This is a genomic window from Thalassotalea euphylliae, from assembly GCF_003390335.1.
GTDB classification, from domain to species: Bacteria; Pseudomonadota; Gammaproteobacteria; order Enterobacterales; family Alteromonadaceae; genus Thalassotalea_F; species Thalassotalea_F euphylliae_B.
The window spans coordinates 579,283-604,843 of record NZ_QUOU01000001.1 but is presented as its reverse complement, the minus strand read 5'-3'; the positions used below and the strand labels follow the sequence as shown (position 1 = coordinate 604,843).

Below are 25,561 nucleotides of genomic sequence, written 5' to 3'. Positions count from 1 at the left end.
AACAGGTAGTACGGCAGTATGATGACAGCACAGCAAAAACAAGAAGCTTTAGTTCAAGCCTTTAAAGATTTACTCAAACAAGAGCAGTTTGGCTCGCAAGGTGAAATAGTTGATGCCCTTAAAGCACAAGGGTTCGACAACATTAGCCAATCAAAAGTATCACGCATGCTTAGCAAGTTTGGTGCGGTACGTACCCGCAATGCCCGCCAGGAAATGGTGTATTGTTTGCCCGCTGAGCTTGGTGTACCGACCGCCAAAAGCCCGCTCAAGCAATTGGTATTAGATATTGAACACAATGATGTCATGATCATTATTCGCACGAGTCCTGGCGCGGCTCAGCTTATCGCTCGTTTGCTCGACAGCGTCAGTAAAAGTGACGGCGTATTGGGTACAATTGCCGGCGATGACACCATTTTTATTGCCCCGACCAATGTACAACAAATTCCAGAAACTATTGTTAAATTAGAAGACCTTTTTCAGAAGAATTTAGGTTAGTTGCCCTACCTCCTAAATTAACTGCCTGTACAAAAGAGGCTAGCAAACAAAAAGCCCTGAATATTCAGGGCTTTTTACTTTCAATTGCTTGCTAAACTACTAGAAGCTACCGCGAATACCGACGGTAATATTGCGACCCGGTAGTGGCGCATCATCTTTTAAGAATGATGAGTGCACGCGTGCTTCTTCATCCGTTAAGTTACTGCCTTTGATAAATAATGCAGTATCAGCGCCAAAGCCATCAAGGTAGTAATTGATGTGCGCATCAACCATAGTGTAGCTATCGGTTTCAGTTTCGAACTCAGCAATGTCGTCTTGCTTGAAGTAATGAGTTACCGCAAGTTCAGCCGCTAAGTTGTCACCTTGGTAATTAAATTGGCTACCGATACGCATGGGTGGAATGCGCGGTAAGTTACCACCGTCTGATAATTCAGCGCGGATATAATCAGTAAATACTGACACTTTTAATGGCGCACTTACTTGGTAAACAAACTCAGCTTCAACACCGTATAAGTCGACATCGTCTTGGCGATAAACAAATACGGGTAAGCCCTCTTCTTCGCCATGGTGCTCGTTAGCTTCGTCGTGATGCTCTTCCTCATGACCTTCTTCTTCATGCTCCTCTTCGCCATGCTCGTGACCGTCTTCCATAAAGAAGCCTGTGTCTTGCTGGTAGTAGTAATCATCAATTTGGTTATAGAAAGCACTGACGATAAAGCCGAAATCGCCTTCAAACTTACGCCATGTTAGGTCTATGTTGAACGATTTTTCAATATCAACGTCTTGGTTACCCAATTCGATATCAACATGGTCATCGTGCTCAACCACATCGTACAAAGCACCTACTTCAAACGTGTTAGTACCAATGTGAGGGCCATTCGAGAATAATTCTTGTGCCGAAGGCGCGCGCTCAGAGTAAGATACCGAGAAGCCTAAGTTGTAGCCCGGTTGGTAATCCCACACTAAACCAACAGAAGCACTCACTGGCGTGAACGATTGCTCTTCAAGCATACCGTGTTCTTCTTCGTGCGCTTCTTCCTCTTCGTGTTCTTCGTCGTGATGCTCAATCGCTTCGCCGTTTGGCGTTAACTCGACGTGCTCAATACGAGCGCCTAGCTGCACTAACCAATCACCGTAGTGCTTTTCTTCTAGCCAAGCAAAAGCTAGTGTGCTTGATTCAGACGGCGGCGTGAAAGCTTCTTCACCAATCGCTTCAAAGTCACTGTCTTTATAATGCAAGGTAAAGGCACCATTCCAGCCATTGATTTCTTGATGGTAAACATCTGCGCGCGCTTCAATGCTCTCATTTTTAAACGTAGTGCCAATTTCACCACCTTCTATTTCTTGGTGCTGGTAATCTGTGTACGCAAATTTTGACGCAAGGCGCGAAATAAATTGGTCTTTAAAATAAAGGTCGCTCAACACTTGGAAGCGGTCTTGCTCTAAGTCAGCAAAGACATTCTCTTCCTCTTCTTCCTCGTGCTCTTCATCTTCGTGCTCTTCTTCCTCGCCATGGCCATGACCGTGGCCTGGAATACCGTATTCTCTATCTAAACGGCCATATGAAAAGCCAATAAAACCATTGTCTAATAAATAGCTCGCGCCGATAGTAAAACCTGAAGATTCTGAGGCACTGCTAGCAAGTGTACCTTCTATTGCTTCCTCATGCTCTTCGCCCTCGTGCTCTTCTTCGTGTTCTTCTTCACCGTGAGCCGCTTCATTTTCGGCAAAGCCGGGAATATCGTAGTCGTTCGCATCACGCCAGAAGCCATCAAGGTGGAACGCTATATTGTCACTACCCGTATTTAAGCTAAATGACGCTTCATCTTCATCTGCTACCGTACCGTGCTGTAATAAGTACTCAACTTTAGTGTCTGTGCTCGTTGGGACACGCTCGTCAACCACGTTAACCACACCACCAACGGCGCCACTGCCGTAGAACAAAGTAGCTGGGCCGCGTAGTACTTCAATCTGGGTTGCTGTCGCGGCTTCTGTCGCAACTACGTGGTCAGCACCAACACGTGATGCATCGCCGACATCAAGGCCGTTTTGCGTGATTAATACGCGCGGGCCATCAAAACCGCGAATAATTGGACTACTCGCCACTGGGCCGTAGTAGCTTGAATGGACACCCACTTCATTTTTAAGCGTTTCACCAAGCGTTGACGCTTGCTTCATACGTAAATCATCACCCGCAAGTACACTAATCGGTAGCGCAGACTCTATCGATGATGAGTGCAATGGCGTTGCTTGGATGTCGATAATTTCCATTACCGTTGGTGATAGTGAAATCGACAAACCTGTTAGGTTTTGATCGGTTACTTGAATTTCGCGATGGTAGTGATTGAAGTTGTCTGCACGCACGTGAAGCTCAACTTCACCTTTGTTAACACCTTCAAGCACAAATTGGCCTTGGTCATTAGTAAAAGCACGCGCCTTTGAATTTTCGACGTGAACTTCGGCATTGGCAACAGGCTTGCCTGCTGCATCAATAATTTGACCACTTACGTTTTGCGCCAATGCGCTGTTAGAAAAAGTAGCAGCGACCGCTAACGCGACCAACGCTTTTCTTGTTTGCATGAATAAACCCTTAATGAATAATACTTAGATGCCACAGTGATTTGTGACTCACACGAGTTGTGATCATCACTAGTGGCGAGAGAACTAACTAACAGTTAACACTGGTGGCGCCCTTAATGGCGGAATGAAATGTGTACTGGATAAATCAGTGAGCACTGCATGTGTTGGTGTTTTGTAGGTGTAGACATCGTAAGAAAACGGCGTCTGGGTAACACTATCTTGTGGCTTATCGTGGGATTTTTGGCACAACTTGCAATCAACTTGCAGTTCACTTTGCGCCTCGCTTTGCGATAGTGTTTCAACATATTCTTCTTGAATGTGGCTGATATGGATAAACAACGCCAACAGCCATACAGCTAGCATTAATGCGCCATATTTGTGCAAATTGGAATTATTATTGTTTGAGCCAGCCTTCATAACGGTGTGATGTTATAACATCCACCAAATCAATTCAATCAATTCAAACCAATAATATAGCTCGCTTGTTTGACACAAAATTAACTGGGGCCAATCAACCAGTGTTGAAACAAAGCCACTAGCTAGCTGACAACTCGGTAATAATCGTTCTAATGATATAATTGATGATTTATTTTACAGCTCGGTACAAAATAAGGTGTCTTTTATTCAACACTCGAAAAAGAAAAAGTAAGAAAAGGAAAACAATAATGATAACTTCACCATTACATGTGCCAGTGGCAATAATGATCGGCTTGACCTTACTTGTTTGGCTATTTATGTATGCCAGGCGGCTGACCTTCTTGCTCCGTAATCAAATTGATGCCGATCGCTTAAAAGCACCGGAAAGCGTTAGCCAAATTATTCCACCAAACATTAACGCACCGTCGAATAATTTGAAAAACCTATTTGAAATGCCAGTGCTATTCTACGCATTAGTACTTATTGCTATGCAGTCAAACCTAGAAAGTGACCTAGTTTCACTGAGCGCATGGGCATTTGTGCTACTGCGTATACCTCACTCTGTTATCCACTGCTTAAATGGCCCGGTAATGGCGCGTTTTGTTTGCTATTTACTGTCAAGTGCAGCACTAATAGTGATGGCACTTAACGTGTTTGGGCAGCTATTCGCCTAGCGTGACCAGTAAGACGGGAAAAGAAAGGGGGGCAGCTTTTGCTCTGCCCTCATTTGTGAAAATAAGTAGCGTCGAACTTTCAACCGCTAGCGCTTAAAGCCACTACAACTTAAAGAAATTCGTAAACACCTTATACAGCTCAGTGCCTTGATTCACGCTCGCTGAGGCAAAATGTAAGATAGGGAGCACTTCTTTATCTAAGCTAATATAATGCAGCGCATCGCCATCGCCGTAATTGTCCATTCGCAAAATACGAGCAAGTGGCTCACCAGCGGCTAGTGGCACACCAAATTCCGCCAAGTAATCCACCATGCCGCCCATGGGCGAATAAAACGCTTTGTAATCCTTTAAGAAGCAGGCATAACGTGTCATCACCTCTGGCACAAACTGCTCGCCAGCGACAACCCCTTTGTATTGTAGGTAAGTCAGCACACTGTTGGCATCATCGAGGGCGACATCTAAGTCAATCTGCTCTTGTGAGCCCAGCTCAACGGTAAAACTTTCTTTGTTTAATACTAGTGGGCGCCCTTGCTCAGCGTACGCTTGGGCGAGCGACCACCACGGACAAAACGTAGCTTCGTCTAACGCACCATCAAATTCATTCGGGATCAACAGCGTGTGTTCAATGTTAAAATAACTCGCACTTGCTCTGGCATATTCAGGGCAATACAAATGCTTGCTGGAAATTGGCCCCGTATGTAGGTCTAACACCAAATCCGCTTGATGAGCCATCTTTTGTAATTGATAGGCAATGCGCTGGCCAGTCGTTAAACCGTACATGTTGTGATCAAGTTGTTCGTCAATATCATCGAGCAATGCCTGTTTAAACTCAGCCTTAATCTCCTGCTCAGTTGCACCGCTATGTGCTTGGACAAACGGCATGATGATATCGGGATTAAAATGGTACATGCGATTCCAGTTAACCCCCGTAATGGGATCAAAGCGGCCAAGCGTGTATTCACCATTCTTGTGGTTGCACCCGACAGGATTGGCATAGGGTACTAAGGTGATATCACCCAAAATCGTCAGCTCTCGTAATCGCTCCAGCAGTTGGTAAATCACCGCGTTACCCTGTACTTCTGCGCCGTGCATATTCGCTTGAATATAGACACTAGGTGCATCACTTTGTCCGTGAAAACGATACACAGGCACGGTTAACTTAGCCCCACTGGCCATTTCGCCTACGTGAAGAACCGTCTTTGTCACTTGGTTTGCTATCACTGCCATCATTTTTTACCTCATGTACCAAGTGGCAGGCTGAGCCGCTCGTACTTCTGTTAACTGATGATTATCATAAACATATTCTGCGGCTACTTCATGACATAAGAACAATGGCATGCTTTCGGTAAAACCGTAAGCACCCGCCAGGCTAAATACCAGTTGATCACCCACTTGAATATCGTCAGGCAAAGGCAAACAACCTAACTTGTCCATACTTGTGCACAACGGGCCGTGTAAATGAAAATCAGCAAGTGGCGCCGATGATTGTCGCAATAAACTCACCGGGAAAGGCTGATCAGTAATTGCAGGGCGCAGCAGATGATTGATCCCCGCCGCCAGCACTAATTGCTCTTTGCCAAAATTAGTTTTGCGATCAACGACATCGGTAACATAGTAGCCAAATGGCGCAACGGCATAACGGCCAAGCTCTAACCAAAGCTCAGCAACGCCTGCTTGTTGTTTAATTTGGGCAAGGTCGGCCATCGCTTGTTGCCAGTCAATACCCTGCCCAGTTTCGAGATAATCAACGCCTAAGCCGCCGCCTAAATCCAGCACTTTAAGAGCAAAGCCAACGCGCTCAGCCAAATCAACTAAAGGCTCGACCATTTGCCCCCACAGCGAGAACATTTGACGATTACTGAGCATATTGCCCCATTGGAATATATGTAAACCGCAAATATTCACAGAAGGGAAATCATTAGCACGCACGCCTGACCACTCTTCGGTGCCCATACCAAAAGGCGTTAAGCTGTTGCCACCGAGTGGGTTCTTTTCACCCTCTGGCCAGCGCAACTGCACTCTTAGCAAGGCATCAGGTTGTTTCCCTTGCTCTTTTGCCGCCTGCGCCAACCATTGCAATTGATTGTAACTTTCCACAACAAAGGTATTTACACCTTGTTGTAAGAAATAAGCAATTTGCTGGAATGATTTAGCTGGGCCTGTGTTAAGGATTTTTTCTGCTTCAACATTTTGCAGTAAAACTTGCGTTAATTCCCCTTTGCTGGCGACATCAAATTGAATACCACTGTCAGCAACCGCTTGAATAACACTCGATAAGGGGTTGGCTTTTACCGCATACCAAAGCTTGACAACATCCTGTTGCTCAAGCTTGGCTAAGTGTTGTTTTAACGCGGGAATATCATAGACAAAATAGCCATTTTCATGACTGCCGCCTTGGTGAGCGCGCAACGTTTGCGATAAATCATCTGGAAGTAATTTTGATGTCGTCATAATGGTTACTCTAGCGAATTAGCGAAGCACAGCTTCTAGTTCGAGTGACGCATCACTTTGCTCGTCACGGTATTTAACAATGAGTGCACAGGCCATACTTAACCCTTGTTGCTGCGCCCATTCGCCAGTTACAGGACGGGTGCCCGGAATAACTACCGCGCGCTCTGGAATCGGCTCGCCTTTTTCTAAACGGCGATTGTTCACTAAATCAAACACGGGAATAGCAGCCGATAGTGAAACTCCCGGCGCTAATACCGCCCCTTTTTTAATCACCACACCTTCGACCACCACAACACCTGCGCCCAAGAAGGCATCATCTTCAACAATAACAGGACTAGCACCAATGGGTTCAAGTACGCCACCAATTTGTACCGCAGCTGACAGGTGCACGTTTTCACCAATTTGTGCGCACGAGCCCACTAAAGCGTGGCTATCAACCATAGTGCCTTTGCCGACATAAGCGCCCACATTAATGTAAGCGGGTGGCATCACAATTACGCCCGGCGCAACATAGGCGCCGGCGCGCACCGATGAGCCACCTGGCACCAAACGCACACCATCGGCAGGTGTAAACTGGCGTGCGGGTAAGTTGTGTTTATCAACGAAGCCTTGATAATTGCCGTCAAACGCGATGTTTTCGCCTGCTTTAAAGGCCGCTAAGATCGCTTGCTTAGCTTCTACATTTGCGTGCCAATGCCCTTGTTCATCTTGCGTTGCGGCGCGTACTTCGCCGTGCTCCATTTGTTGTAATACTGCTTGCCAATTAGTCATTTGAAATACCTGTAAATCGAAATCTTGAAAGTGTGAATTATGCGCTTTGTGCTTGCCGTCTGGTGGCGGTGGTGACTGGTGCTGAAGTTTGCTCGCGATACCATGCTTCTATTGCATCGTTGGCGGCGATAATGGCCTGCGTGTCAGTCAGTTCGAAATGCGTCAGTGGTAATTGCAGGGCTGGCGAGTCAATGTCGCCATTTTCATGCATCAGCACCTTGACCGGAATGGGGTTGGCAACGCTGAATAATGTCGCAACAGCGCTTTGCCAGAGCGAACGGTCAACATCGGCGTGCGTCAAGCATTGTTGAACGTATAATTTTGTTGCTTGTGGCCAAGCATTGGCGGCAACAGACACTAGCCCCTGTGCACCATGTACCGCTAACTCAGGCATTAGCGCATCTTCGCCGCTGTACATCACTAGGTTCGGGCAAGCCCTGCGATATTGTTCAAATTGGGAAAGGTTGCCACTGGCTTCTTTAAGCGCCCAACATTTAGGGTGATGTTGAAGTTTTGTCAGCGCTTCAACCGCTAGCGTCACGCCACTGCGAGACGGCACGTTGTAAAGCATACAAGGTTTGTCACTGGCATTGAGTAGTGCTGAAAACCACTGCTCTTGTCCGACTGGCCCCGGTTTAGCATAAAGGGGCGCGCCCAATAGAAACGCATCAATATTGAGTTGATTACAGCGCTCAATCCAATCTAATTGCTGCAGTAATTGAAAACCGCCCACACCCACCATGATGGGTACATTCAGGTTAAGCTCAACAACATAGTTAACAATGCCAAACTGTTGCTCAGGGCTAAGGGATAAGGCTTCGCCTGTGCTGCCAAGTAGTAACAAGCCATTACCTGTGGCAGCTTGCTGACGAGCAATACGCGACAAGCTGGCAAAGTCGATGGCGCCACACTCGGCGAAAGGTGTGACTAACGCAGTCCACAAGGGGAATTTGGGTAACGTCACGTTAGCTAAAGAATAAGAAATTTCAGGGTTCATTTCTCTCGAACTCACTTCGTTCGGAGAACTTATCGGCATTTGTTTTTTGCCCGCAGCAAAAAGCGCAGGCGATAAAACAAAGGCCAGAAGCTCTCCACCTAATGGGTGACAGTTGCCAGGATTCAGCCTGCACAACCGACAAATGTATCAATCAAAAATACACTCATCTCGGCGTTAATCCCCCTCATTAATGGTCACTGGAGTTTGATCTCCTGACATTAACTACCTGGTTAACGCTCCTCTTCTGGCCCTTTTCACCGTGCTGATCTCAACGAGAAACACTGTTATCAACACGGTGGAATAAGGACGCGGTTATTACATCGAACATTTACTCTAATGTCAATAGAGCGCTATACCCCAGCCAGACAATCAAGTAAACTGCGCCTTCGCGCCCTTTTTCGGCTAATTTTAGCGGCTATTTTTACTCGCTGTTTTTGCACGGTAATTAAGGTGGGCAGTCAACTCACCGCACTTTTTCACGGCACTTTGGAAATTTCATGGCATTATCGAATTTATCTCAGGTACTTATTCGCAACATTGATGAACTAGCATGCTCACGCGCAGTACTGGTCAACTTTCCCGTTGATCACTTACATCAAGAATGGCTCGCTACCCACCCTGAGTGCCAACTCCACTATTTTACTAACAACAAGCTGGCGGCAGGACAACTCGCGCAGCTCAGCTCCCCCCAGCTTAGCTATAGCTTTGCTGCTTTTATGCAGGCATCCCCTGCGAATCCTAAGCCTACTTATGACTTAGCTGTGATTGCCTTTCCGAAAAGCAAAGCCGAGTTAGCTTATTCGCTCGCCATGTTGGCTCCGTACTTAACCGATGACGCTCGATTACTTTTCGTGGGCGAGAACAAAGGCGGGATCAAATCGGTTGCCAAATTAAGTCAAAGCTATGTCAGTAATTGCCACAAGTTGGATTCGGCGCGTCATTGCAGCCTCTATGTTGGGCAGTTTATCGCGGGTGATTACCACTTTTCACTTGAGGAATGGTTCCATTATTACCCGTTAACCGTGAATGGTGTCGATCTCAAAATCGCCGCATTGCCTGGCGTGTTTAGTCAAAAGAACCTAGATAAAGGCACTCAAGTCTTGTTGGAAAATTTACCGGCAGACTACCGCGGTAAAATATTAGATTTTGGCTGTGGTGCAGGGGTTATTAGTGCCTATATCGCCAAGCAATTCAACAACATTGAAATTTGTGCACTCGATATTAGCGCACTTGCCGTGGCATCAACACAACAGACATTAGCGATAAATAACTTAATCGGCGATGCCATTGCCTCAGACGGTTTAGCAGAAGTGTCGGGTAAGTATGATCACATTGTGACCAACCCACCATTTCATCAAGGGTTAAAAACACACTATGCAGCCACTGAGCAGTTTTTACGTCAATGCCCTAAATACTTAGCTAAGTCAGGCACGTTAACGGTTGTCGCCAATAGTTTTTTAAAATATCAGCCGATGATAAAGGAAGGGTTTAACATGCTGAGTAGCCACGCGAATATTCGCGGCTTTACAATTTATTACGCCCAAAAGCATGGTAAGTGATTTGCTAATACCAAACCACAGCGACACTAAGTATCACCTTTGTCATTAAACACGAGCTGTCGGTTAATAAAAAACCAAGCATTGACAACCAATGCCTTAATGATATTGACTGAAAGAAGACGCTTGCTAAAAATAACGCCCACAAATATGTGCAACGAGCTATGGTTAGCCTAATGACTTGTCGGCATCGTTCAAGCTAGCAGTTACAAGCCTGCAATTAAGAGATAAATTGAGTAGTTAAGATCAACGTATGAGCCCAGCAAAGCACATTACCTCTATTCGCCGCAAATTCCACTTGTTGATGGCCGCCTTTGTCACCGCCGCCTTTTTTGCCGGACACTTGGTTGTCTCCCACTTTGTCTTTGACCATCTCAGTGTTGAACTCAAACAGGACATTCAAGAGCGCGCAGCAATCATTAGCAGCCGCGCCGTGGCTTTTATCGAAAACGATAATTACAGCGAATATCAAGAGGTGCTCAAGCGTTTATCCAATTTACCCCGTTTCAACTATGTACATGTTTACCGTTACAAAAACGATGAACTGGTGTTCTTTGCCAGTTACAACAAGCAAAGCTTTCCCGCCATACCAGAGAAAACCAGACACCTTGGTGACTATCAAAAGCCCCTGATCACCGACAGCATCATTGAGTACACTAGCCCAATAACAGTTGACGACAAGACAATTGGCTTTGCCTACCTGCAACTGGACACCAATAGTTACCATGAACTACAAACAACTACCTGGATTACCTTGTCGGTCGGTTACATCTTAGTGCTTGTTTTAGGTGCATTGCTTGTTAATCGCATGCACAGAGCTATTGTAAAACCGACGAATCGTATTATTTCGAAAGTTCGTCAGCTGTCCCAAAATCGCGACTTTAGTGACCGTATTGGCGAGATGGACAGCCACGAATTTGCCCTACTCGCGAGCAACCTCAACACTATGCTGAGCAGAATTGAGCGTCATATCGCAAAGCAAGAAGCGACCGAGCAACAAGCCTTAAAACTCAATCAAGAGCTAGAAGACAAACTTAACCAGCGCACCGATGCGCTAAAAGATTCTAACCAAGAGTTATTATCAACATTAGAAAAGCTGCACCAATTCCAAGGGCAACTGGTGGAAAGTGAGAAAATGGCATCACTTGGCGATATGGTTGCCGGCGTCGCCCATGAAGTTAACACGCCCATAGGCTTAGGGGTAACTGCTTCTAGCCTACTCGCGGATAGACTCAGTGAGATTCGCACGGCATTCGATGAGAAGACTCTAAAAGCCAGCCAGCTACGTCGTTTCTTGGAGGAAAGCACCGAGAATCTCGGCATTGTTAGTCGAAACTTACATCGCGCTGCTGAGTTAATTTCAAGTTTTAAACAAGTGGCGGTAAACCAAAGTAGTGAAGCGGATTGTGCTTTTGATGTGCGTCAGCTTATCGATGAGGTTATCTCGTCACTCGCTCCTCAGCTCAAACGCAAAACCGTTGCATTTGCGATTGATTGCCCACAACAGCTGACGGTTATCAGCAAACCCGGCCCGATCAATCAAATTCTGATTAACTTAATCGTGAACTCCTTGATTCATGGCTTTAGTCAAACCAATTCAGGTACTGTCACTATCAGTGTGATGCAGCTAAGTGGCCAACTGCACATCACCTACCAAGATGATGGCCAAGGGGTTGACCCATCAATCAAAAGCAAAATATTTGATCCCTTTATTACCACCCGACGTGGCGAAGGCGGCAGTGGTCTGGGCTTACACTTAGTCTATAACTTAGTAACTCAGGCGCTGGGCGGCAATATTCAATTTGATATTGAGCAGGCTACCGGGGTGCAATTTGAAATATCCTTTCCCGCTCAACTGAAAGAATAAATGGGTTAAATTAGAGTAGTGTACAAAAGGTGACAAACCCTTTAGTGAAGTCCCTCATATTGTTTGTTAAAATGTTAACGACTAAGATAAAAAGTAATCTTCACTCAGTGCTGCAAAGCACCTGCTGGCGACACTTAATCAAGTAACAACACAATCAAGTAAACATTTAGCACAGATACCAGTTAAACAACGGACCGAAAATGCAAAAAGCCCATATCCTTATCGTCGAAGACGAAGACGTCACCCGATTTAATTTACGGAATTTATTCGAAGCAGAAGGCTACCAGGTATCTGAAGCAGTTGATGGCGACTCGATGGATGCGCAGCTTAGCCGTCAAAAAGTTCACTTGGTGATCATGGATATCAATTTACCGGGTAAAAACGGCTTGTTACTGGCCAGAGAATTAACCGCTAACCGTGACATGGGCTTAATTTTCTTAACGGGCCGCGATAGCGATATCGATAAAATTTTAGGTCTTGAAATTGGTGCCGATGATTATCTAACCAAGCCATTCAATCCACGCGAGCTCACCATTCGCGCGAGAAATATTCTGAGCCGTATTACGCAAGTTAAATCTGACCCAGACAATGCGTTGTTGCAGTTTAACGGTTGGTCGCTTGACGGTAACTCTCGTAAAATGACCACACCGGATGGTGCTGTTATTCCCATTCCGCGCGGTGAATATCGCGCACTCAAGTTATTAATTGAAAACGCTGGACAAATTGTTTCTCGCCAACAATTGATTAAAGAAATGACTGGTCGCGATTTACGCTCTAATGATCGCACGGTAGATGTCACCATTCGCCGTCTGCGCAAACACTTTGAATCAATTCCAGAAACGCCAGAGCTGATCAACACCATCCATGGTGAAGGCTACCGCTTTGTCGGTAGCATTGACTAACGTCAATTCGAATTAAGCAGCTAACCAACGCTCAAATTCAGTAATCGCATTGTTGTTAGCACTCACTAAGCGGGCTATAAGCTCGCTTTTTTGTGGCCAAGGTGCAGTCGATTTCTCAATTTCCACCAGAAATTGATGGACGCTCAGTAAACCAACACTACCGGCCGCACCTTTCATTTTATGGCAACGCTCTTGCCATTGCTGCTGACTTTGTTCACTGACTGCCAACTCAATTTCGCTTAAATACACACTAGACTGCTTTTTATACAGTTCAAGCATTTGATTAACGACAGTGCCACCTAAGTTGTCTAAGTAGCCTTGAATTAGCGCTTTATCTATTGTTACAAGCTCGCTCATAACGGTATTTTTCCTCATATTCACTACACTTTGACAGCCTAATGTTTTGCCCAAATAATGTAAATCTAAAATCGCGATACTCAAGCTTTTTACAACATAGACTATGCCGCTACAGATATTGATCTTAGCCGGATTTTCGTTCAGAATAGCCGCCCATTTTGCTAGCAAAAACAGCCGATATAACAGTACATAATGTACGGTTTTTGAAGCACTTGAGAAATGTTAGCCAAAGTAGCCTGTTTAGATTTATACCAATCGGTATTACTACTGATATTGCGGAGAACTAATGCCAACATCAATGCCGGACATCGCCAATCACACCACAGCACAAACTGAGGGAAAGCTCGATTGGGTTGGAATGAGCAATATTGAAATGCCATTGATGGTGGTTTCAAAAGACCAGCCAGAACGTATGGTGTCTGCCCATATTGATGCGTTTGTCAACCTCAAAGAGCCGCAAGCGAAGGGCATACATATGTCTCGCCTGTACTTATTGCTCGATGAACTGTCTAATAACAATACCCTTAACTTTCAGAGCTTAGCCGCCCTGCTTGATGGCTTTATTAGCTCCCATCAAGAGTTGAGCGATCAAGCTAAAGTACAGCTCAAATTTGATTACCACTTGCGCCGTAAATCGCTCATCAGTGGTAAGCAAGGTTGGAAAGCCTATCCAGTGACCTTAACTGGGCAGCTTAATCAAGGGCACTTAACAATAGAGTTAGCCATCGACGTGCGCTATTCCTCAACTTGTCCTTGCTCTGCGGCGCTAGCTCGTCAGTTGATTCAACGCGCCTTCTTAGATCACTTTGAACAACAAGACAGTATCGATAAAAGTGCGATTCACGAATGGTTAGGTAGCACAGAAGGTATTGTTGCGACCCCGCACAGTCAACGCTCAATTGCGCAAGTAAAAGTCAAACTTAATCCTTCGGTCACCGAGTTTCCCATTATTGATCTGGTCGATGTGCTAGAAAACACCTTGCAAACGCCAGTGCAAGCAGCAGTTAAACGGGAAGATGAGCAAGAGTTTGCCCGCCTGAATGGCCAAAACTTGATGTTTTGTGAAGACGCAGCACGCAAACTCCAGCACGCATTGAACAGTGCATCACAATACGACGACTTCTGGGTTAAGGTGAACCACCTCGAATCGCTGCACGCACATGACGCAGTGAGTGTCACCACAAAAGGCGTTGAAGGCGGTTATCAAGCGTAAACGTTAGCGCTAAAGTAAATGATAAAAAACCTGCTAATGCAGGTTTTTTATGGCTATTGTTTTATCTTTTAAGCTTTTATCGTCACTTTTTAACCTTGCTAGGTTTTGTCATTTGCATAGAACAATTATGAATAAAAAAAACTAACTTTGAATATTAATACACGGCCTCTCAATAATCCTCCTCCCACCTTTAAACTGTAATTAAATTACAAGATAAACTCTTATATAAGTTAGCCCGCCCCAACATTGACCATTTATTCAACTTTTGTGCAAACAATGATTTAAATTGGCGCACCCATCAATAAATAAGCCATAAAAATAGCGATTATTATGAAAATTTATTACGAGCAAATACTCTATATATGTTGACGACCTGTTTTTTTGTCGCTAGTGTTTGTGGTTCGCTTATAGCGCATACGGGTATATTTATTCACTATTATCGTCTTTTTATTCGTACCCCATGGCCTGTATCTGCGAATAATAAAATGCTTGGAGAACAATAATGCAGCTATATGATCCCAACACACAAAAGGATAATTGTGGTTTCGGTTTAATTGCTCACCAAAAGGGTGAAGCAAGTCACAAATTGATAAAAACTGCGATAAGCGCCTTAGATCGTATGCAGCACCGTGGTGGTATTGCAGCTGATGGTAAAACGGGTGATGGTTGCGGCCTATTAATGCAAAAACCAGATACCTTCTTCCGCGCCATCGCAGAAGAAAACGGTTGGCAACTTGGCCGCAAATACGGCGTTGGTATGATTTTCCTCAATACCGATCCAACGCTTGCCGCTCATTCAAAGAAAATATTTGAAGAAGAACTCACACGTGAAACCCTGACCATTGTGGGCTGGCGCGTCGTACCAACCGATAAGTCAATTTTGGGACCAATAGCGGCAAGTAATTTGCCGACGATTGAGCAAATATTTGTTGATGCACCTCCGGGGTGGCGTAATCGCGATTTAGAGCGCCGCCTATATATGGCAAGGCGCCGTGCAGAAAAGCGCATCGACGATGACAAGTTCTATATTGCCAGCTTGTCATGTCAAGTGACCATCTACAAAGGCTTAATGATGCCTGTCGACTTGCCAAACTTTTACTTGGATTTGGCAGACATTCGCATGCAAAGCGCCATTTGTGTTTTCCACCAGCGCTTTTCAACGAACACCTCACCGCAATGGCATTTAGCCCAACCTTTCCGCTACCTTGCACACAATGGTGAAATTAATACGATTAAAGGTAACCGCCAGTGGGCAAGAGCAAGAACCTATCGCTTTAATTCGCCACTGCTACCTGATTTGCAAGACGCAGCCCCGTTTGTTAACGAAAGCGGCTCAGACTCGTCTTCGCTCGACAACATGCTCGAGTTATTCCTAGCAGGTGGCATGGACTTTTTCCGCGCGATGCGTTTGTTAATGCCACCGGCGTGGCAAAATAACCCAACCATGGACGATGACCTAAAAGCATTTTATGAGTTCAACTCAATGCACATGGAACCATGGGACGGCCCCGCAGGTATTGTTATGACCAATGGCCGTCATGTTGCTTGTAACTTAGACCGAAATGGTCTGCGCCCTGCTCGCTATGTTATTACGCGCAATGGTTTTATTACCTTGGCATCGGAAGTGGGTATTTGGGATTACGGTGAAGACGAGGTACTAGAAAAAGGCCGTGTTGGCCCCGGTGAAATGCTCGCCATTGACACTTACACTGGCACTATCTTTGATTCGAATAAAATCGATGATGAACTAAAAGTTCGTCACCCTTACCGCGAGTGGCTCAATAAAAACATTCGTCGTCTAGTGCCATTTGATAAATTAGATGCTGATCAAATTGGTACACGCGTTTTTTCTGACATAGAAATGGCGCAATACCACAAGCTGTTTAATTACAGCTACGAAGAAATTAACCAAGTTGTTAAAGTGCTTGCCGAGAATGGTCAAGAAGCGACGGGCTCAATGGGTGATGACACCCCAATGGCTGTGCTGTCAAGTAAGCCTCGTACGCTTTACGATTATTTCCGCCAGCAATTTGCGCAAGTGACCAACCCGCCCATCGATCCATTGCGTGAACGTTATGTGATGTCGCTGGCCACGTGTATTGGTCGAGAGCACAATGTCTTTAACGAGACAACAGGCCACGCTGACCGCATTATCTTTGACACGCCAGTGTTGATGTATACGGGCTTGAAACAGCTACGCGAATTAGATCAAGCGCATTACCGCTCAGACACGTTAACGTTGCACTACGACCCAAGTGAAGGCTTAGCAGCTGCGGTTAGTCGCTTGTGTGACGAAGCCGTTGAACTCGTCCGTGACAAAAATACCGTCATTTTAGTGTTATCGGATCGCCAAATTCATCAAGGCTTACTGCCAATTCCGGCGGCAATGGCCGTTGGTGCAGTGCAAAAACGCTTAGTAGAAGAGCAACTGCGCTGTGATTCAAATATTATTGTCGAAACCGCTTCCGTGCGTGACTCTCACCAATTTGCGGTACTACTGGGGTTGGGCGCAACCGCAATCTACCCATTCCTTGCGTTTGAAACCATTGAGCAAATGGTAGAGAAAGAACAACTTGACTTACCTGCTCGCCAAGCCATTGAAAATTATCGCAACGGTATCAACAAAGGCTTACTGAAAATTCTCTCTAAAATGGGCATTTCGACCATTGCCAGTTACCGCTGTGCAGGCTTGTTCGAAGTTATCGGTTTAAATAGTAATATCATGAAAACCTGTTTCCCTGATATTCCAAGCCGCTTAGAGGGTGCAGATTTTAGCGATATCGAGCAAGACAATATCAACTTGGCACGACGCGCATTTTTACCGCACCAAAAAGTTGACCACGGCGGTTTACTTAAATATGTGCACGGTGGTGAGTACCATGCATTCAACCCTAATGTTGTAAATTACCTACAAAATGCGGTTAAAACGGGCAACTACGACGACTACCGTCAGTTTGCCGATGAAGTCAATAACCGTCCGGTTGCCGCATTGCGCGACTTGCTTGGCTTAAAAGACGATACACAAGCCATTGATCTGGCTAATGTAGAGCCTGAAGCGGATCTCTTTAAACGCTTTGACAGCGCCGCCATGTCGATTGGCGCACTAAGCCCTGAAGCGCACGAAGCGCTGGCTATTGCCATGAACCGCCTCGGTGGATTTTCTAACTCAGGTGAAGGTGGTGAAGACGAGCGCCGTTTTGGCACAGTGAAAAATTCACGTATCAAGCAAATCGCTTCTGGCCGTTTTGGTGTAACGCCACATTACCTAGTGAACGCTGACGTGCTACAAATCAAAGTTGCACAAGGTGCCAAGCCGGGTGAAGGCGGTCAATTACCGGGCGACAAAGTGACGCCATTAATCGCAAAACTGCGTTTCTCTGTCCCTGGGGTGACACTCATTTCACCGCCACCTCATCATGATATTTACTCGATTGAAGACTTAGCTCAGCTCATCTTTGACTTAAAACAAGTTAACCCTAAGGCCGTGATCTCAGTGAAACTGGTCTCCGGTCCTGGTGTTGGCACTATCGCCTCCGGTGTCGCAAAAGCTTACGCTGACTTTATTACCATTTCAGGTTACGACGGTGGTACAGGTGCCAGCCCGCTAACCTCAGTGAAATACGCCGGTTGCCCATGGGAGATTGGTTTAGCTGAAGCGCACCAATCACTGGTGGCGAATGGCTTGCGTCATAAAGTTCGCTTGCAAGTTGATGGCGGCCTAAAAACGGGCTTAGACATTGTGAAAGCCGCTATTTTAGGTGCTGAGAGCTTTGGCTTTGGCACCGCGCCTATGGTCACGTTAGGTTGTAAATTCTTGCGTATTTGTCACTTAAACAACTGCGCAACAGGTGTTGCAACACAAGACGAAGTACTTCGCGAAGAGTTCTTTAAGGGGTTACCTGAGCAAGTCATGAACTACTTTAAGTTTGTCGCGCAAGACGTGCGCGAAATTCTTGCTCAATTGGGTGTTGAAAGCTTAACCGCGATTATCGGCCGCACCGATCTACTGGTGCCATTACAAGGCATTAGCGCTAAACAGCAAAAACTGGATTTATCGCCCATTATTGCGCCAGTGGTCGCGGGTAAGCACACGGCATTACACCAAACTGAAGCGAATATTCCATTCGATGAAGGCAAGCTCAACCAACAGTTAGTGAATGCATCACGAGATGCTGTTGCTCACAAAACAGGGGCTGAATTCCGATTTAACATTAACAACACCGATCGCTCTGTTGGTGCTGCACTTTCTGGTGAAATTGCCAAACAACATGGCGATCAAGGGATGGCGAGTAACCCAATTAAGCTACACCTGAGCGGTACTGCCGGGCAAAGCTTCGGCGTTTGGAATGCTGGCGGCTTGGAAATGACACTAACGGGTGACGCGAACGATTATGTTGGCAAGGGCATGACCGGCGGTAAACTCACCATCAAGCCACCTAAGGGCGTGGCATACCCTAGTCACGAAACCATGATCATGGGAAATACTTGTTTATACGGTGCAACTGGTGGTCGCTTGTATGGCTGTGGCCGCGCGGGTGAGCGCTTTGGTGTGCGTAACTCAGGTGCCCATGCGGTTGTTGAAGGCACAGGTGATCACGGCTGTGAATACATGACAGGTGGTATCGTCACCATTTTAGGTCAAGTTGGCTTGAACTTCGGTGCTGGTATGACAGGAGGTTTCGCTTACGTGCTTGATGAAGCCGATGATTTAGCAATTCGTTTGAATACCGAATCGATTGAAATGTTAGCGATTGAAGACTTGGTCATTCACCAAGAGCACTTACGCGGCATTATCAACCAACATTTCGAGGAAACTGGCAGCTTACGAGCACAAGCGATATTGAACGATTTCGATAATTACGCGCCTAAGTTTAAGTTGATCAAGCCCAAAGCAACGGATGTAAACGCCCTGTTAGGCCATCAAACCCGTTCGTCGGCAGAACTGCGCGTGCAAGCGCAATAAGCGGTGGAGGAGTCATTATGAGTAAGAATGTTTATCAATTTATCGACGTAAAACGCATCGATCCACCGAAAAAAGCGATTGAACAGCGTAAGATTGACTTTGTTGAGATTTACCAACCACTGAGCAGCGATCAAAGTAAAGGACAAGCGGATCGTTGTTTAGATTGTGGTAACCCTTACTGCGAGTGGAAGTGTCCGGTGCACAACTATATTCCACAGTGGTTGGAGTTAGTGACTGAAGGCAAAATTTTCGAGGCAGCTGAGCTTTGTCACCAAACCAATAGCCTGCCAGAAATGTGTGGTCGCGTCTGTCCGCAAGACCGACTGTGCGAATCAGCCTGTACCCTAAATGATGAATTTGGCGCGGTTACCATCGGCAATATTGAAAAATACATTACCGACACCGCATTTGAACAAGGCTGGACACCAGACCTGTCAAATGTCGTAAAAACAGGGAAACGCGTTGCTATTGTCGGCGCAGGCCCAGCGGGTTTAGCCTGTGCTGACGTATTAACTCGCCATGGCGTTGACTGTGTGGTCTATGACAAGCACTCAGAAATTGGTGGCCTGCTAACGTTTGGCATTCCGGCCTTTAAACTGGAAAAAGACGTGGTGATTCGCCGTCGGAAAATCTTTGAAGGTATGGGCATTGAGTTCCAGCTAAACACTAACATTGGCGTTGATATTGAATTTGATGCCTTGTGCCAAGAATTTGATGCCGTGTTCCTCGCCATGGGGACGTACACCGACATGGAAGGTGGTTTTGCCAATGAGCAAGCCAGTGGTGTGTATAACGCACTTGATTTTCTGATTGGCAACACTCAACACATTATGGGGATAACCGAAAACACTAAACCTTACGTTAACTTTAGCGGTAAGAAAGTTGTTGTACTGGGTGGTGGTGATACCGCAATGGACTGTGTTCGCAGTTCAGTACGCCAAGGGGCAAGTGAGGTTACTTGTGCATACCGCCGCGACGAAGCCAATATGCCCGGTTCACCACGTGAAGTGCAAAACGCCAAGGAGGAAGGGGTTAACTTCGCGTTCAACCTCCAGCCGCTTGATATTGCCATTGATGAGCAAGGTAACGCGCTTGGTGTACGCTTTGTTAAAACTCAGCTCGGTCAACCAGACGCCAATGGCCGTCGCAGCCCAGAGCCGATTGAAGGCTCTGAGTTTGTCATGGAAGCCGATGCCGTTGTTATTGCCTTTGGTTTCTTGCCAAGCCCACCACAGTGGATGAAAGATGCCGGTGTTGAAGTCGATGCCAGAGGCCGTGTGGTTGCTACAGACAAGAGTGAATTTGCGCTGCAGACCAGTGCTGATAATATCTTTGCCGGTGGCGATATGGTCTTGGGTTCAGACCTCGTCGTGACCGCAATAGACCAAGGCCGTAAAGCCGCGATGGGCATATTAGACTTTGTTTACAGCGAACAAGTGATCGCCGTGTAACCGCTGACGTTCAGTTTACAACGCGAGTTACGAACAACAGTAGCAGGCGCATGATATTGGTTTACCTCAATATCATGCGCCCTTTTTTTGCCCACATTGACCATGTTATCAACAGTTAAAGGTGCTATAGTAGAGACGCGTATCGAGGCAAGAGAAGTAATGCGTGCAGCAATCTAAGCGACAAACCATCCGCGCTATTATCCTTATCACCACTTTTATGGGTGCCGTGGTGCTTTTGTCTGTGGTGGCATTACAGCAAATCAAAGCCTCGACCACTGAGCAAATTCGCGATAATTTGCAAACCTTATTACTGACAGTGCAAGAAGCCCATCATATTTTGGTTGAGCAACGCCGCTTTGCCCTGTCCAGTATCGCTGAGAACACCGGTGTGGCAGCCTTGACACAACGTATGTTGGATGATCATAACAACAAGGTGCCGCTTGCCGATAGCCAGGCATTAAAATCGTTTCGCTCATTTATCTCTCCCATTATTCGCAAGTTTGGCGATCAAGGCTTTTTTATTGTCGCGCCTAACAAGGTGACGATTGCGGCGATGGACAACGCTAGCTTAGGTACCCTTAATCTCATTGCGCAGCAAAAGCCGGCGCTGCTCGCCAAAGCTTTTGCTGGTGAAACAGTATTTATTCCCCCGATAAGCGCCCATATTTCAACGAAAACCAGCAAGGCTTCACAACCTCAACAAGACACAACCATGTTTCTCGTTGCGCCGATAGTCAACCGTGAGCAAGAAGTCATCGCCGCATTAGCGCTGCGTATCAACCCGAAAAAATACTTTTCCAGCGTAACCACTTTAGGGCGCATTGGTGACAGCGGTGAAACCTATGCTTTTGATGAGTCTGGCCAGCTATTAACGGAAAGCCGCTTTGGCGATCAGTTGCGCACTTTAAATATTTTGGGCACTAGTGAAAGCGGCATGCTCAATATTCAATTCAAAGATCCCGGCGGCGTTCTTACCCAAGATCACCAACCCGCTTTGCCCTATGAACAGCGCCCATTAACTCTGATGGCAGCGCAAGCTACGCAGGGTAAGAGTGGTGTGAATACCCAAGGCTACCTCGATTATCGCGGCGTGCCAGTCATGGGCGCTTGGATATGGGATCACAACTTCCAATTTGGTATTGCCACCGAAATTAATGTGGAAGAAGCATTAGCGCCTTACTATCGAACGCGTAATACCTTTATTCAGGTGTTTAGTATCACCTTGATCATGGTGACTTTGTTACTCAAGCTAATTTTTCGCTTACAGCGCCAGCACCGCGCCAAGATTGAACAAACCAATGCGGAGCTTGAACAAAGGGTTAAAGAGCGCACCGCAGATTTAGAAAAAATCCAAAAAGAATTATCTGCGGCCAATGAAGAACTCGCTGTCCTTGCCACTACTGACAGCCTGACGGGGTTATACAATCGACGCCAATTCGATAACCAGTTGAATTTAGAGTGGCAACGTTGCTTACGAGACGAAAAATCGCTCGCCATTATCTTGTTCGATGTTGATTACTTTAAACAATACAATGATCACTACGGTCACTTAATGGGCGACATTTGTTTGAAGAGCATCGGGACTTTGCTCAATGAAGCGGATATCACCAAACGTCCCAGCGATATTATTGCGCGCTATGGCGGCGAAGAGTTCATTGTCATGTTGAGCAATACCGACCATGATTACTGCCAACAGGCGGCACAACGCATTTGTGATCAAATACGATCACTGGCGATCCCTCATGAGTACACCAAAGAAAACCACCCGCAAGTGGTGACGGTCAGTGTCGGCTTTATCATCTGCGATCAGTTATTAGAGCTACGCCCTAACCAGCTAGTGAGCCGTGCGGATATAGCCTTATACAGCGCCAAACACGCCGGAAGAAATCAAGTGGTGGAATATCACGACGACCAGCGTGACGCTAGCCGCCGATAACCTGTTTTAAGCTTGAGACTCAAGTTTAAAAAACTCAGTTACGCCAAAAAGCTATTGTCCTGTGCCAATACTTGCGCATACATAGGCTGGTAATTCCCCCAAGTCACATAGTCTGAGCCATTAATTTTTTGTGTCTGTATCGCAACCTCTTCTGGTATTAGCGCCAACTCGCCCGCCGCCTGTGCGAGCAATTGGCTGTGACAGCAACTATCCATGATGACAAAGTTAGCAGCTGCGGCATCAACACTTTTACCGACAGTGAGTAAACCGTGATTTTGCAAAATAACCCCCGAGCCTTGTCCCAGTGCCTTGGCAATCAAGTCCCCTTCTTCAGCCACAGCAACAACACCGGTAAACTCGCTAAACAAGCCGTGATTGTTGTAAAACATGCAAGCATCTTGAGAAATAGGTTCAAGCTTAATGCCTAACGAAGCAAACGCGCGGCCATAAGTGGTGTGGGCATGAGCAACGGCATTGACATCCGGTCGCGCTTCGTGAATACGAGAGTGAATAGCAAAAGCGGCATTATTGATTGGATGATGCCCTTCGACAATGTTGCCTTGGTGATCGACACGCACTAAATCTGACGCTTTGATTTGCGAAAAGTGCACGGCAAGTGGGTTGACCCAAAAGGAATCAGGCTCGACCGCATCACGCACAGTAATATGCCCTGCTAACCCTTCGTCAAATCCCTTCATGGCAAATACGCGAAACGCAGAAGCCAAACGCTGCTTATCATACTGACGCTGCGCCATCACATCATCAAATACAGGCGGTTTTGGTACTTCAAATTGCTCACTACCGCGCGTCAAATTTTTAACCGTGGCTTGTGTCGGCTTAGCAAGTGCAGTCATCTCAGATCCCTTATTTTTACCAGTCTTAGATTACCTAAATACTAGACAACCGAGGAGTAAACACCAATGATATTAATTAATAGCCAACCATAAGTATGGGGAATAAGCGTTCAGGATAGCAAGGGTGCATAAATCAAGGTTTGACAAGGTGTTAACGTCCTCTCTAGCTCAAAAAATGGGTTGCTGATTTATCATAACAAGAGTGCTAGTCTAAGCAGGAAAATAACAATAAGAGTTAATCATGATAAAAACTATCTTCAAACGTTTACTACTTGGCTTGTTGGTACTGCTAGTGCTTGCAGGCGCATTCGCTGCACACGAATGGAAAGCCGAAAAGCCCTTTATTTTTCGAGCCTTTCTCGATCGCACCCTCATTCAATTTGCCTTTGAAAGCCCAGAAACCCTAACGTCATTAGGCTTTTTAGAGTCGCTAGGCATCAAAGATCACAACGCCAAGCTCGATGACAACAGCCCTGCCCGAGCCGATGAGTTGTATGAGAAAATCCCTGAGATCAAACGGGTTTTACTCAGCTATGACGATAGCAGCCTTTCTGAGAGTGACAAGTTATCAAAGGAAATCACCCTATACTTGCTGGAGTTTGGTGAAGAATCAGAGCAGTTTCGTTATCACAACTACCCAGTAAACCAATTATTCGGTGTGCAAAATGGCTACCCAAGCTTTATGGAAGCGCAACACCAAGTTCACACGGTTGAAGATGCAGAAAATTACCTCGCAAGGCTGGAAGCAGTTCGCGTCAAGTTCGCACAGAGTCTGGCAGGCATCCAACTGCGTACAGAAAAAGGGATTTTACCGCCGCGCTTTGTCGTCGATCGCGTACTTGACGAAATGAAGGCGTTTGTTGCCACACCCGCGCAAGAGAACATTCTTTATACCTCGTTAACAAGTAAACTCGATGAAGCGCAAGACGTTAGCGCACAAGATAAGTCTCGACTCTTGGCAAGTGCAGAGAGCAATATTAACGACTACGTTTACCCTGCCTATGATCTGTTTATTGAATACTTTGAGCGTATCAAGCCACAAACGGGCACTGACGATGGTTTTTGGCGACTACCCAATGGTGACAAAGCTTACCAATCCGCGCTTAAATTCTTCACCACAACAGACTACACCGCTGACGAGATTCACCAAATTGGTTTAGCTGAAGTGGCGCGCATTCAAGATGAAATTCTCGCTATCTTAACGCAAGAAGGTTTTGACACTGCGCAAGGGTTTAGCACCGCTATCGAAGCTCTTGCTGCTGACGAACGCTTTTACTATGAAGACAGCGACGAAGGCCGCGCACAAATTCTTATCGACTACCAAAAAATCCTCGATGAAATTGAAATGGGTCTCGACGATGCATTTCGCATTCGCCCAAAAGCGGGCATGGAAGTGGTACGCATTCCTGAATTTAAAGAAAAAACATCGCCGGGTGCTTATTATCAACAACCGGCGATAGACGGCTCTCGCCCAGGTCGCTTTTTTGCCAACCTTTACGATATCAAAGCAACGCCCAAATACGGTATGCGCACCTTGGCATATCACGAGGGTATTCCGGGCCACCATTTCCAAATCGCCATTTCAATGGAGCTAGAGGGCCTACCTTTTATTCGTAAAATTTCCCCCTTTACGGCATATACCGAAGGTTGGGCACTTTACACCGAGCAATTGGCGTGGGAGCTCGGCTTCCAAGAAAATCCATTCGACAATATTGGTCGCCTACAGGCGGAGTTGTTCCGCGCTGTTCGCTTAGTCGTTGATACAGGTATTCACGCTAAGCGTTGGACACGTGAACATGCCATCGATTACATGAAAGCGAACACGGGAATGGCGCAATCTGATGTAGTCTCAGAAATCGAGCGTTATATTGTCATGCCAGGTCAAGCGACGGCGTACAAAGTGGGGATGATGAAAATTCTCGAACTGCGCGAGCGTGCTAAGGAAGTGCTAGGTGAGCGCTTTGATCTGCGCGATTTCCACGATGTCGTTCTGAAAAATGGTGCGGTACCGTTAGACATCCTCGAACGCCTAATTGAGCAATATATCGAAAGCACTTAACGACGCGAAACCAATATA

General features: G+C 46.2%; 17 protein-coding genes, 1 pseudogene and 1 riboswitch. Of the genes and pseudogenes, 10 read left to right on the top strand and 8 right to left on the bottom strand.

The features are described from left to right. The first annotated feature begins 21 nt into the window (after positions 1-21). Entirely contained in the window at positions 22-495 is a 474-nt protein-coding gene (gene argR / locus DXX93_RS02655) for a transcriptional regulator ArgR (protein WP_116009809.1), read from the top strand. A 99-nt stretch (positions 496-594) separates the two neighbouring features. On the opposite strand, the gene DXX93_RS02650 is transcribed toward argR, so the two are convergent. Together DXX93_RS02650 and DXX93_RS02645 are read right to left on the bottom strand one after the other, a co-directional pair. After that, complete coding sequence (locus DXX93_RS02650; protein ID WP_116006686.1) at positions 595-3,075, bottom strand: TonB-dependent receptor; 2,481 nt, start codon at positions 3,073-3,075, stop codon at positions 595-597. An 84-nt stretch (positions 3,076-3,159) separates the two neighbouring features. Then, a complete protein-coding gene (locus tag DXX93_RS02645; RefSeq protein ID WP_147302631.1) occupies positions 3,160-3,438 on the bottom strand; it encodes a hypothetical protein in 279 nt (92 codons plus the stop codon). A 302-nt stretch (positions 3,439-3,740) separates the two neighbouring features. On the opposite strand from DXX93_RS02645, the gene DXX93_RS02640 reads away from it, so the two are divergent. Next, positions 3,741-4,166, top strand: a complete 426-nt coding sequence (locus DXX93_RS02640) for an MAPEG family protein (protein WP_116006684.1) — start codon at positions 3,741-3,743, stop codon at positions 4,164-4,166. Between the two features lie 102 nt (positions 4,167-4,268). Here DXX93_RS02640 and DXX93_RS02635 read toward each other — a convergent pair whose 3' ends face one another. The 4 genes and pseudogenes from DXX93_RS02635 to dapA all read right to left on the bottom strand — a co-directional run. After that, a complete protein-coding gene (locus DXX93_RS02635; protein ID WP_116006683.1) occupies positions 4,269-5,396 on the bottom strand; it encodes a succinylglutamate desuccinylase/aspartoacylase family protein in 1,128 nt (375 codons plus the stop codon). Between the two features lie 3 nt (positions 5,397-5,399). After that, entirely contained in the window at positions 5,400-6,617 is a 1,218-nt protein-coding gene (locus tag DXX93_RS02630) for a PLP-dependent decarboxylase (RefSeq protein WP_116006682.1), read from the bottom strand. 18 nt (positions 6,618-6,635) lie between these two features. Further along, positions 6,636-7,388: a 2,3,4,5-tetrahydropyridine-2,6-dicarboxylate N-succinyltransferase gene (locus DXX93_RS02625; RefSeq protein WP_116006681.1), complete on the bottom strand. Its 753-nt coding sequence runs from the start codon at positions 7,386-7,388 to the stop codon at positions 6,636-6,638. Between the two features lie 97 nt (positions 7,389-7,485). Beyond that, positions 7,486-8,385 (bottom strand): annotated as a pseudogene (gene dapA / locus DXX93_RS02620) (4-hydroxy-tetrahydrodipicolinate synthase); the annotation flags it as partial. A gap of 79 nt (positions 8,386-8,464) precedes the next feature. Next, positions 8,465-8,637, bottom strand: a riboswitch (Lysine riboswitch). A 245-nt stretch (positions 8,638-8,882) separates the two neighbouring features. Here dapA and DXX93_RS02615 point away from each other — a divergent pair. The 3 genes from DXX93_RS02615 to arcA all read left to right on the top strand — a co-directional run bounded on the left by DXX93_RS02615 (position 8,883) and on the right by arcA (position 12,710). Then, on the top strand, positions 8,883-9,944 hold the full coding sequence (locus tag DXX93_RS02615; protein ID WP_116006679.1) for a class I SAM-dependent methyltransferase: 1,062 nt from the start codon (positions 8,883-8,885) through the stop codon (positions 9,942-9,944). Positions 9,945-10,194: 250 nt separating this feature from the next. Next, positions 10,195-11,808, top strand: a complete 1,614-nt coding sequence (locus tag DXX93_RS02610; RefSeq protein WP_258872569.1) for an ATP-binding protein — start codon at positions 10,195-10,197, stop codon at positions 11,806-11,808. Between the two features lie 200 nt (positions 11,809-12,008). Further along, positions 12,009-12,710 carry a two-component system response regulator ArcA gene (gene arcA, locus DXX93_RS02605; RefSeq protein ID WP_116006678.1) on the top strand — a complete coding sequence of 234 codons (702 nt, stop codon included), beginning with the start codon at positions 12,009-12,011 and terminating at the stop codon, positions 12,708-12,710. A gap of 12 nt (positions 12,711-12,722) precedes the next feature. Here the strand turns inward: arcA and DXX93_RS02600 are convergent, their stop codons facing one another. Next, positions 12,723-13,067: an Hpt domain-containing protein gene (locus DXX93_RS02600; RefSeq protein ID WP_181902121.1), complete on the bottom strand. Its 345-nt coding sequence runs from the start codon at positions 13,065-13,067 to the stop codon at positions 12,723-12,725. A gap of 286 nt (positions 13,068-13,353) precedes the next feature. On the opposite strand from DXX93_RS02600, the gene folE2 reads away from it, so the two are divergent. The 4 genes from folE2 (at position 13,354) to DXX93_RS02580 (ending at position 22,630) form a co-directional block, all read left to right on the top strand. Then, positions 13,354-14,280: a GTP cyclohydrolase FolE2 gene (gene folE2 / locus DXX93_RS02595; protein ID WP_116006676.1), complete on the top strand. Its 927-nt coding sequence runs from the start codon at positions 13,354-13,356 to the stop codon at positions 14,278-14,280. 502 nt (positions 14,281-14,782) lie between these two features. Continuing rightward, positions 14,783-19,243 carry a glutamate synthase large subunit gene (gltB, locus tag DXX93_RS02590; RefSeq protein WP_116006675.1) on the top strand — a complete coding sequence of 1,487 codons (4,461 nt, stop codon included), beginning with the start codon at positions 14,783-14,785 and terminating at the stop codon, positions 19,241-19,243. Positions 19,244-19,260: 17 nt separating this feature from the next. Continuing rightward, complete coding sequence (locus DXX93_RS02585) at positions 19,261-20,694, top strand: FAD-dependent oxidoreductase (protein WP_116006674.1); 1,434 nt, start codon at positions 19,261-19,263, stop codon at positions 20,692-20,694. Positions 20,695-20,857: 163 nt separating this feature from the next. Further along, the gene (locus tag DXX93_RS02580) at positions 20,858-22,630 is read left to right on the top strand and encodes a sensor domain-containing diguanylate cyclase (RefSeq protein ID WP_116006673.1); all 1,773 of its coding nucleotides are present in this window, start codon (positions 20,858-20,860) and stop codon (positions 22,628-22,630) included. Between the two features lie 38 nt (positions 22,631-22,668). Here DXX93_RS02580 and DXX93_RS02575 read toward each other — a convergent pair whose 3' ends face one another. Next, positions 22,669-23,484 carry a class II aldolase/adducin family protein gene (locus tag DXX93_RS02575; RefSeq protein ID WP_116006672.1) on the bottom strand — a complete coding sequence of 272 codons (816 nt, stop codon included), beginning with the start codon at positions 23,482-23,484 and terminating at the stop codon, positions 22,669-22,671. 241 nt (positions 23,485-23,725) lie between these two features. On the opposite strand from DXX93_RS02575, the gene DXX93_RS02570 reads away from it, so the two are divergent. Continuing rightward, on the top strand, positions 23,726-25,543 hold the full coding sequence (locus tag DXX93_RS02570) for a DUF885 domain-containing protein (RefSeq protein WP_258872568.1): 1,818 nt from the start codon (positions 23,726-23,728) through the stop codon (positions 25,541-25,543). The last annotated feature ends 18 nt before the right edge of the window (positions 25,544-25,561 follow it).

What these genes read in the sequence shown, in the direction of transcription:
- argR (WP_116009809.1), top strand. Translation starts at nt 22, where the DNA reads ATGACAGCACAGCAAAAACAAGAAGCTTTAGTTCAAGCCTTTAAAGAT.
- DXX93_RS02650 (WP_116006686.1), bottom strand. Translation starts at nt 3,075, where the DNA reads ATGCAAACAAGAAAAGCGTTGGTCGCGTTAGCGGTCGCTGCTACTTTT.
- DXX93_RS02645 (WP_147302631.1), bottom strand. Translation starts at nt 3,438, where the DNA reads ATGCTAGCTGTATGGCTGTTGGCGTTGTTTATCCATATCAGCCACATT.
- DXX93_RS02640 (WP_116006684.1), top strand. Translation starts at nt 3,741, where the DNA reads ATGATAACTTCACCATTACATGTGCCAGTGGCAATAATGATCGGCTTG.
- DXX93_RS02635 (WP_116006683.1), bottom strand. Translation starts at nt 5,396, where the DNA reads ATGATGGCAGTGATAGCAAACCAAGTGACAAAGACGGTTCTTCACGTA.
- DXX93_RS02630 (WP_116006682.1), bottom strand. Translation starts at nt 6,617, where the DNA reads ATGACGACATCAAAATTACTTCCAGATGATTTATCGCAAACGTTGCGC.
- DXX93_RS02625 (WP_116006681.1), bottom strand. Translation starts at nt 7,388, where the DNA reads ATGACTAATTGGCAAGCAGTATTACAACAAATGGAGCACGGCGAAGTA.
- DXX93_RS02615 (WP_116006679.1), top strand. Translation starts at nt 8,883, where the DNA reads ATGGCATTATCGAATTTATCTCAGGTACTTATTCGCAACATTGATGAA.
- DXX93_RS02610 (WP_258872569.1), top strand. Translation starts at nt 10,195, where the DNA reads ATGAGCCCAGCAAAGCACATTACCTCTATTCGCCGCAAATTCCACTTG.
- arcA (WP_116006678.1), top strand. Translation starts at nt 12,009, where the DNA reads ATGCAAAAAGCCCATATCCTTATCGTCGAAGACGAAGACGTCACCCGA.
- DXX93_RS02600 (WP_181902121.1), bottom strand. Translation starts at nt 13,067, where the DNA reads ATGAGCGAGCTTGTAACAATAGATAAAGCGCTAATTCAAGGCTACTTA.
- folE2 (WP_116006676.1), top strand. Translation starts at nt 13,354, where the DNA reads ATGCCAACATCAATGCCGGACATCGCCAATCACACCACAGCACAAACT.
- gltB (WP_116006675.1), top strand. Translation starts at nt 14,783, where the DNA reads ATGCAGCTATATGATCCCAACACACAAAAGGATAATTGTGGTTTCGGT.
- DXX93_RS02585 (WP_116006674.1), top strand. Translation starts at nt 19,261, where the DNA reads ATGAGTAAGAATGTTTATCAATTTATCGACGTAAAACGCATCGATCCA.
- DXX93_RS02575 (WP_116006672.1), bottom strand. Translation starts at nt 23,484, where the DNA reads ATGACTGCACTTGCTAAGCCGACACAAGCCACGGTTAAAAATTTGACG.
- DXX93_RS02570 (WP_258872568.1), top strand. Translation starts at nt 23,726, where the DNA reads ATGATAAAAACTATCTTCAAACGTTTACTACTTGGCTTGTTGGTACTG.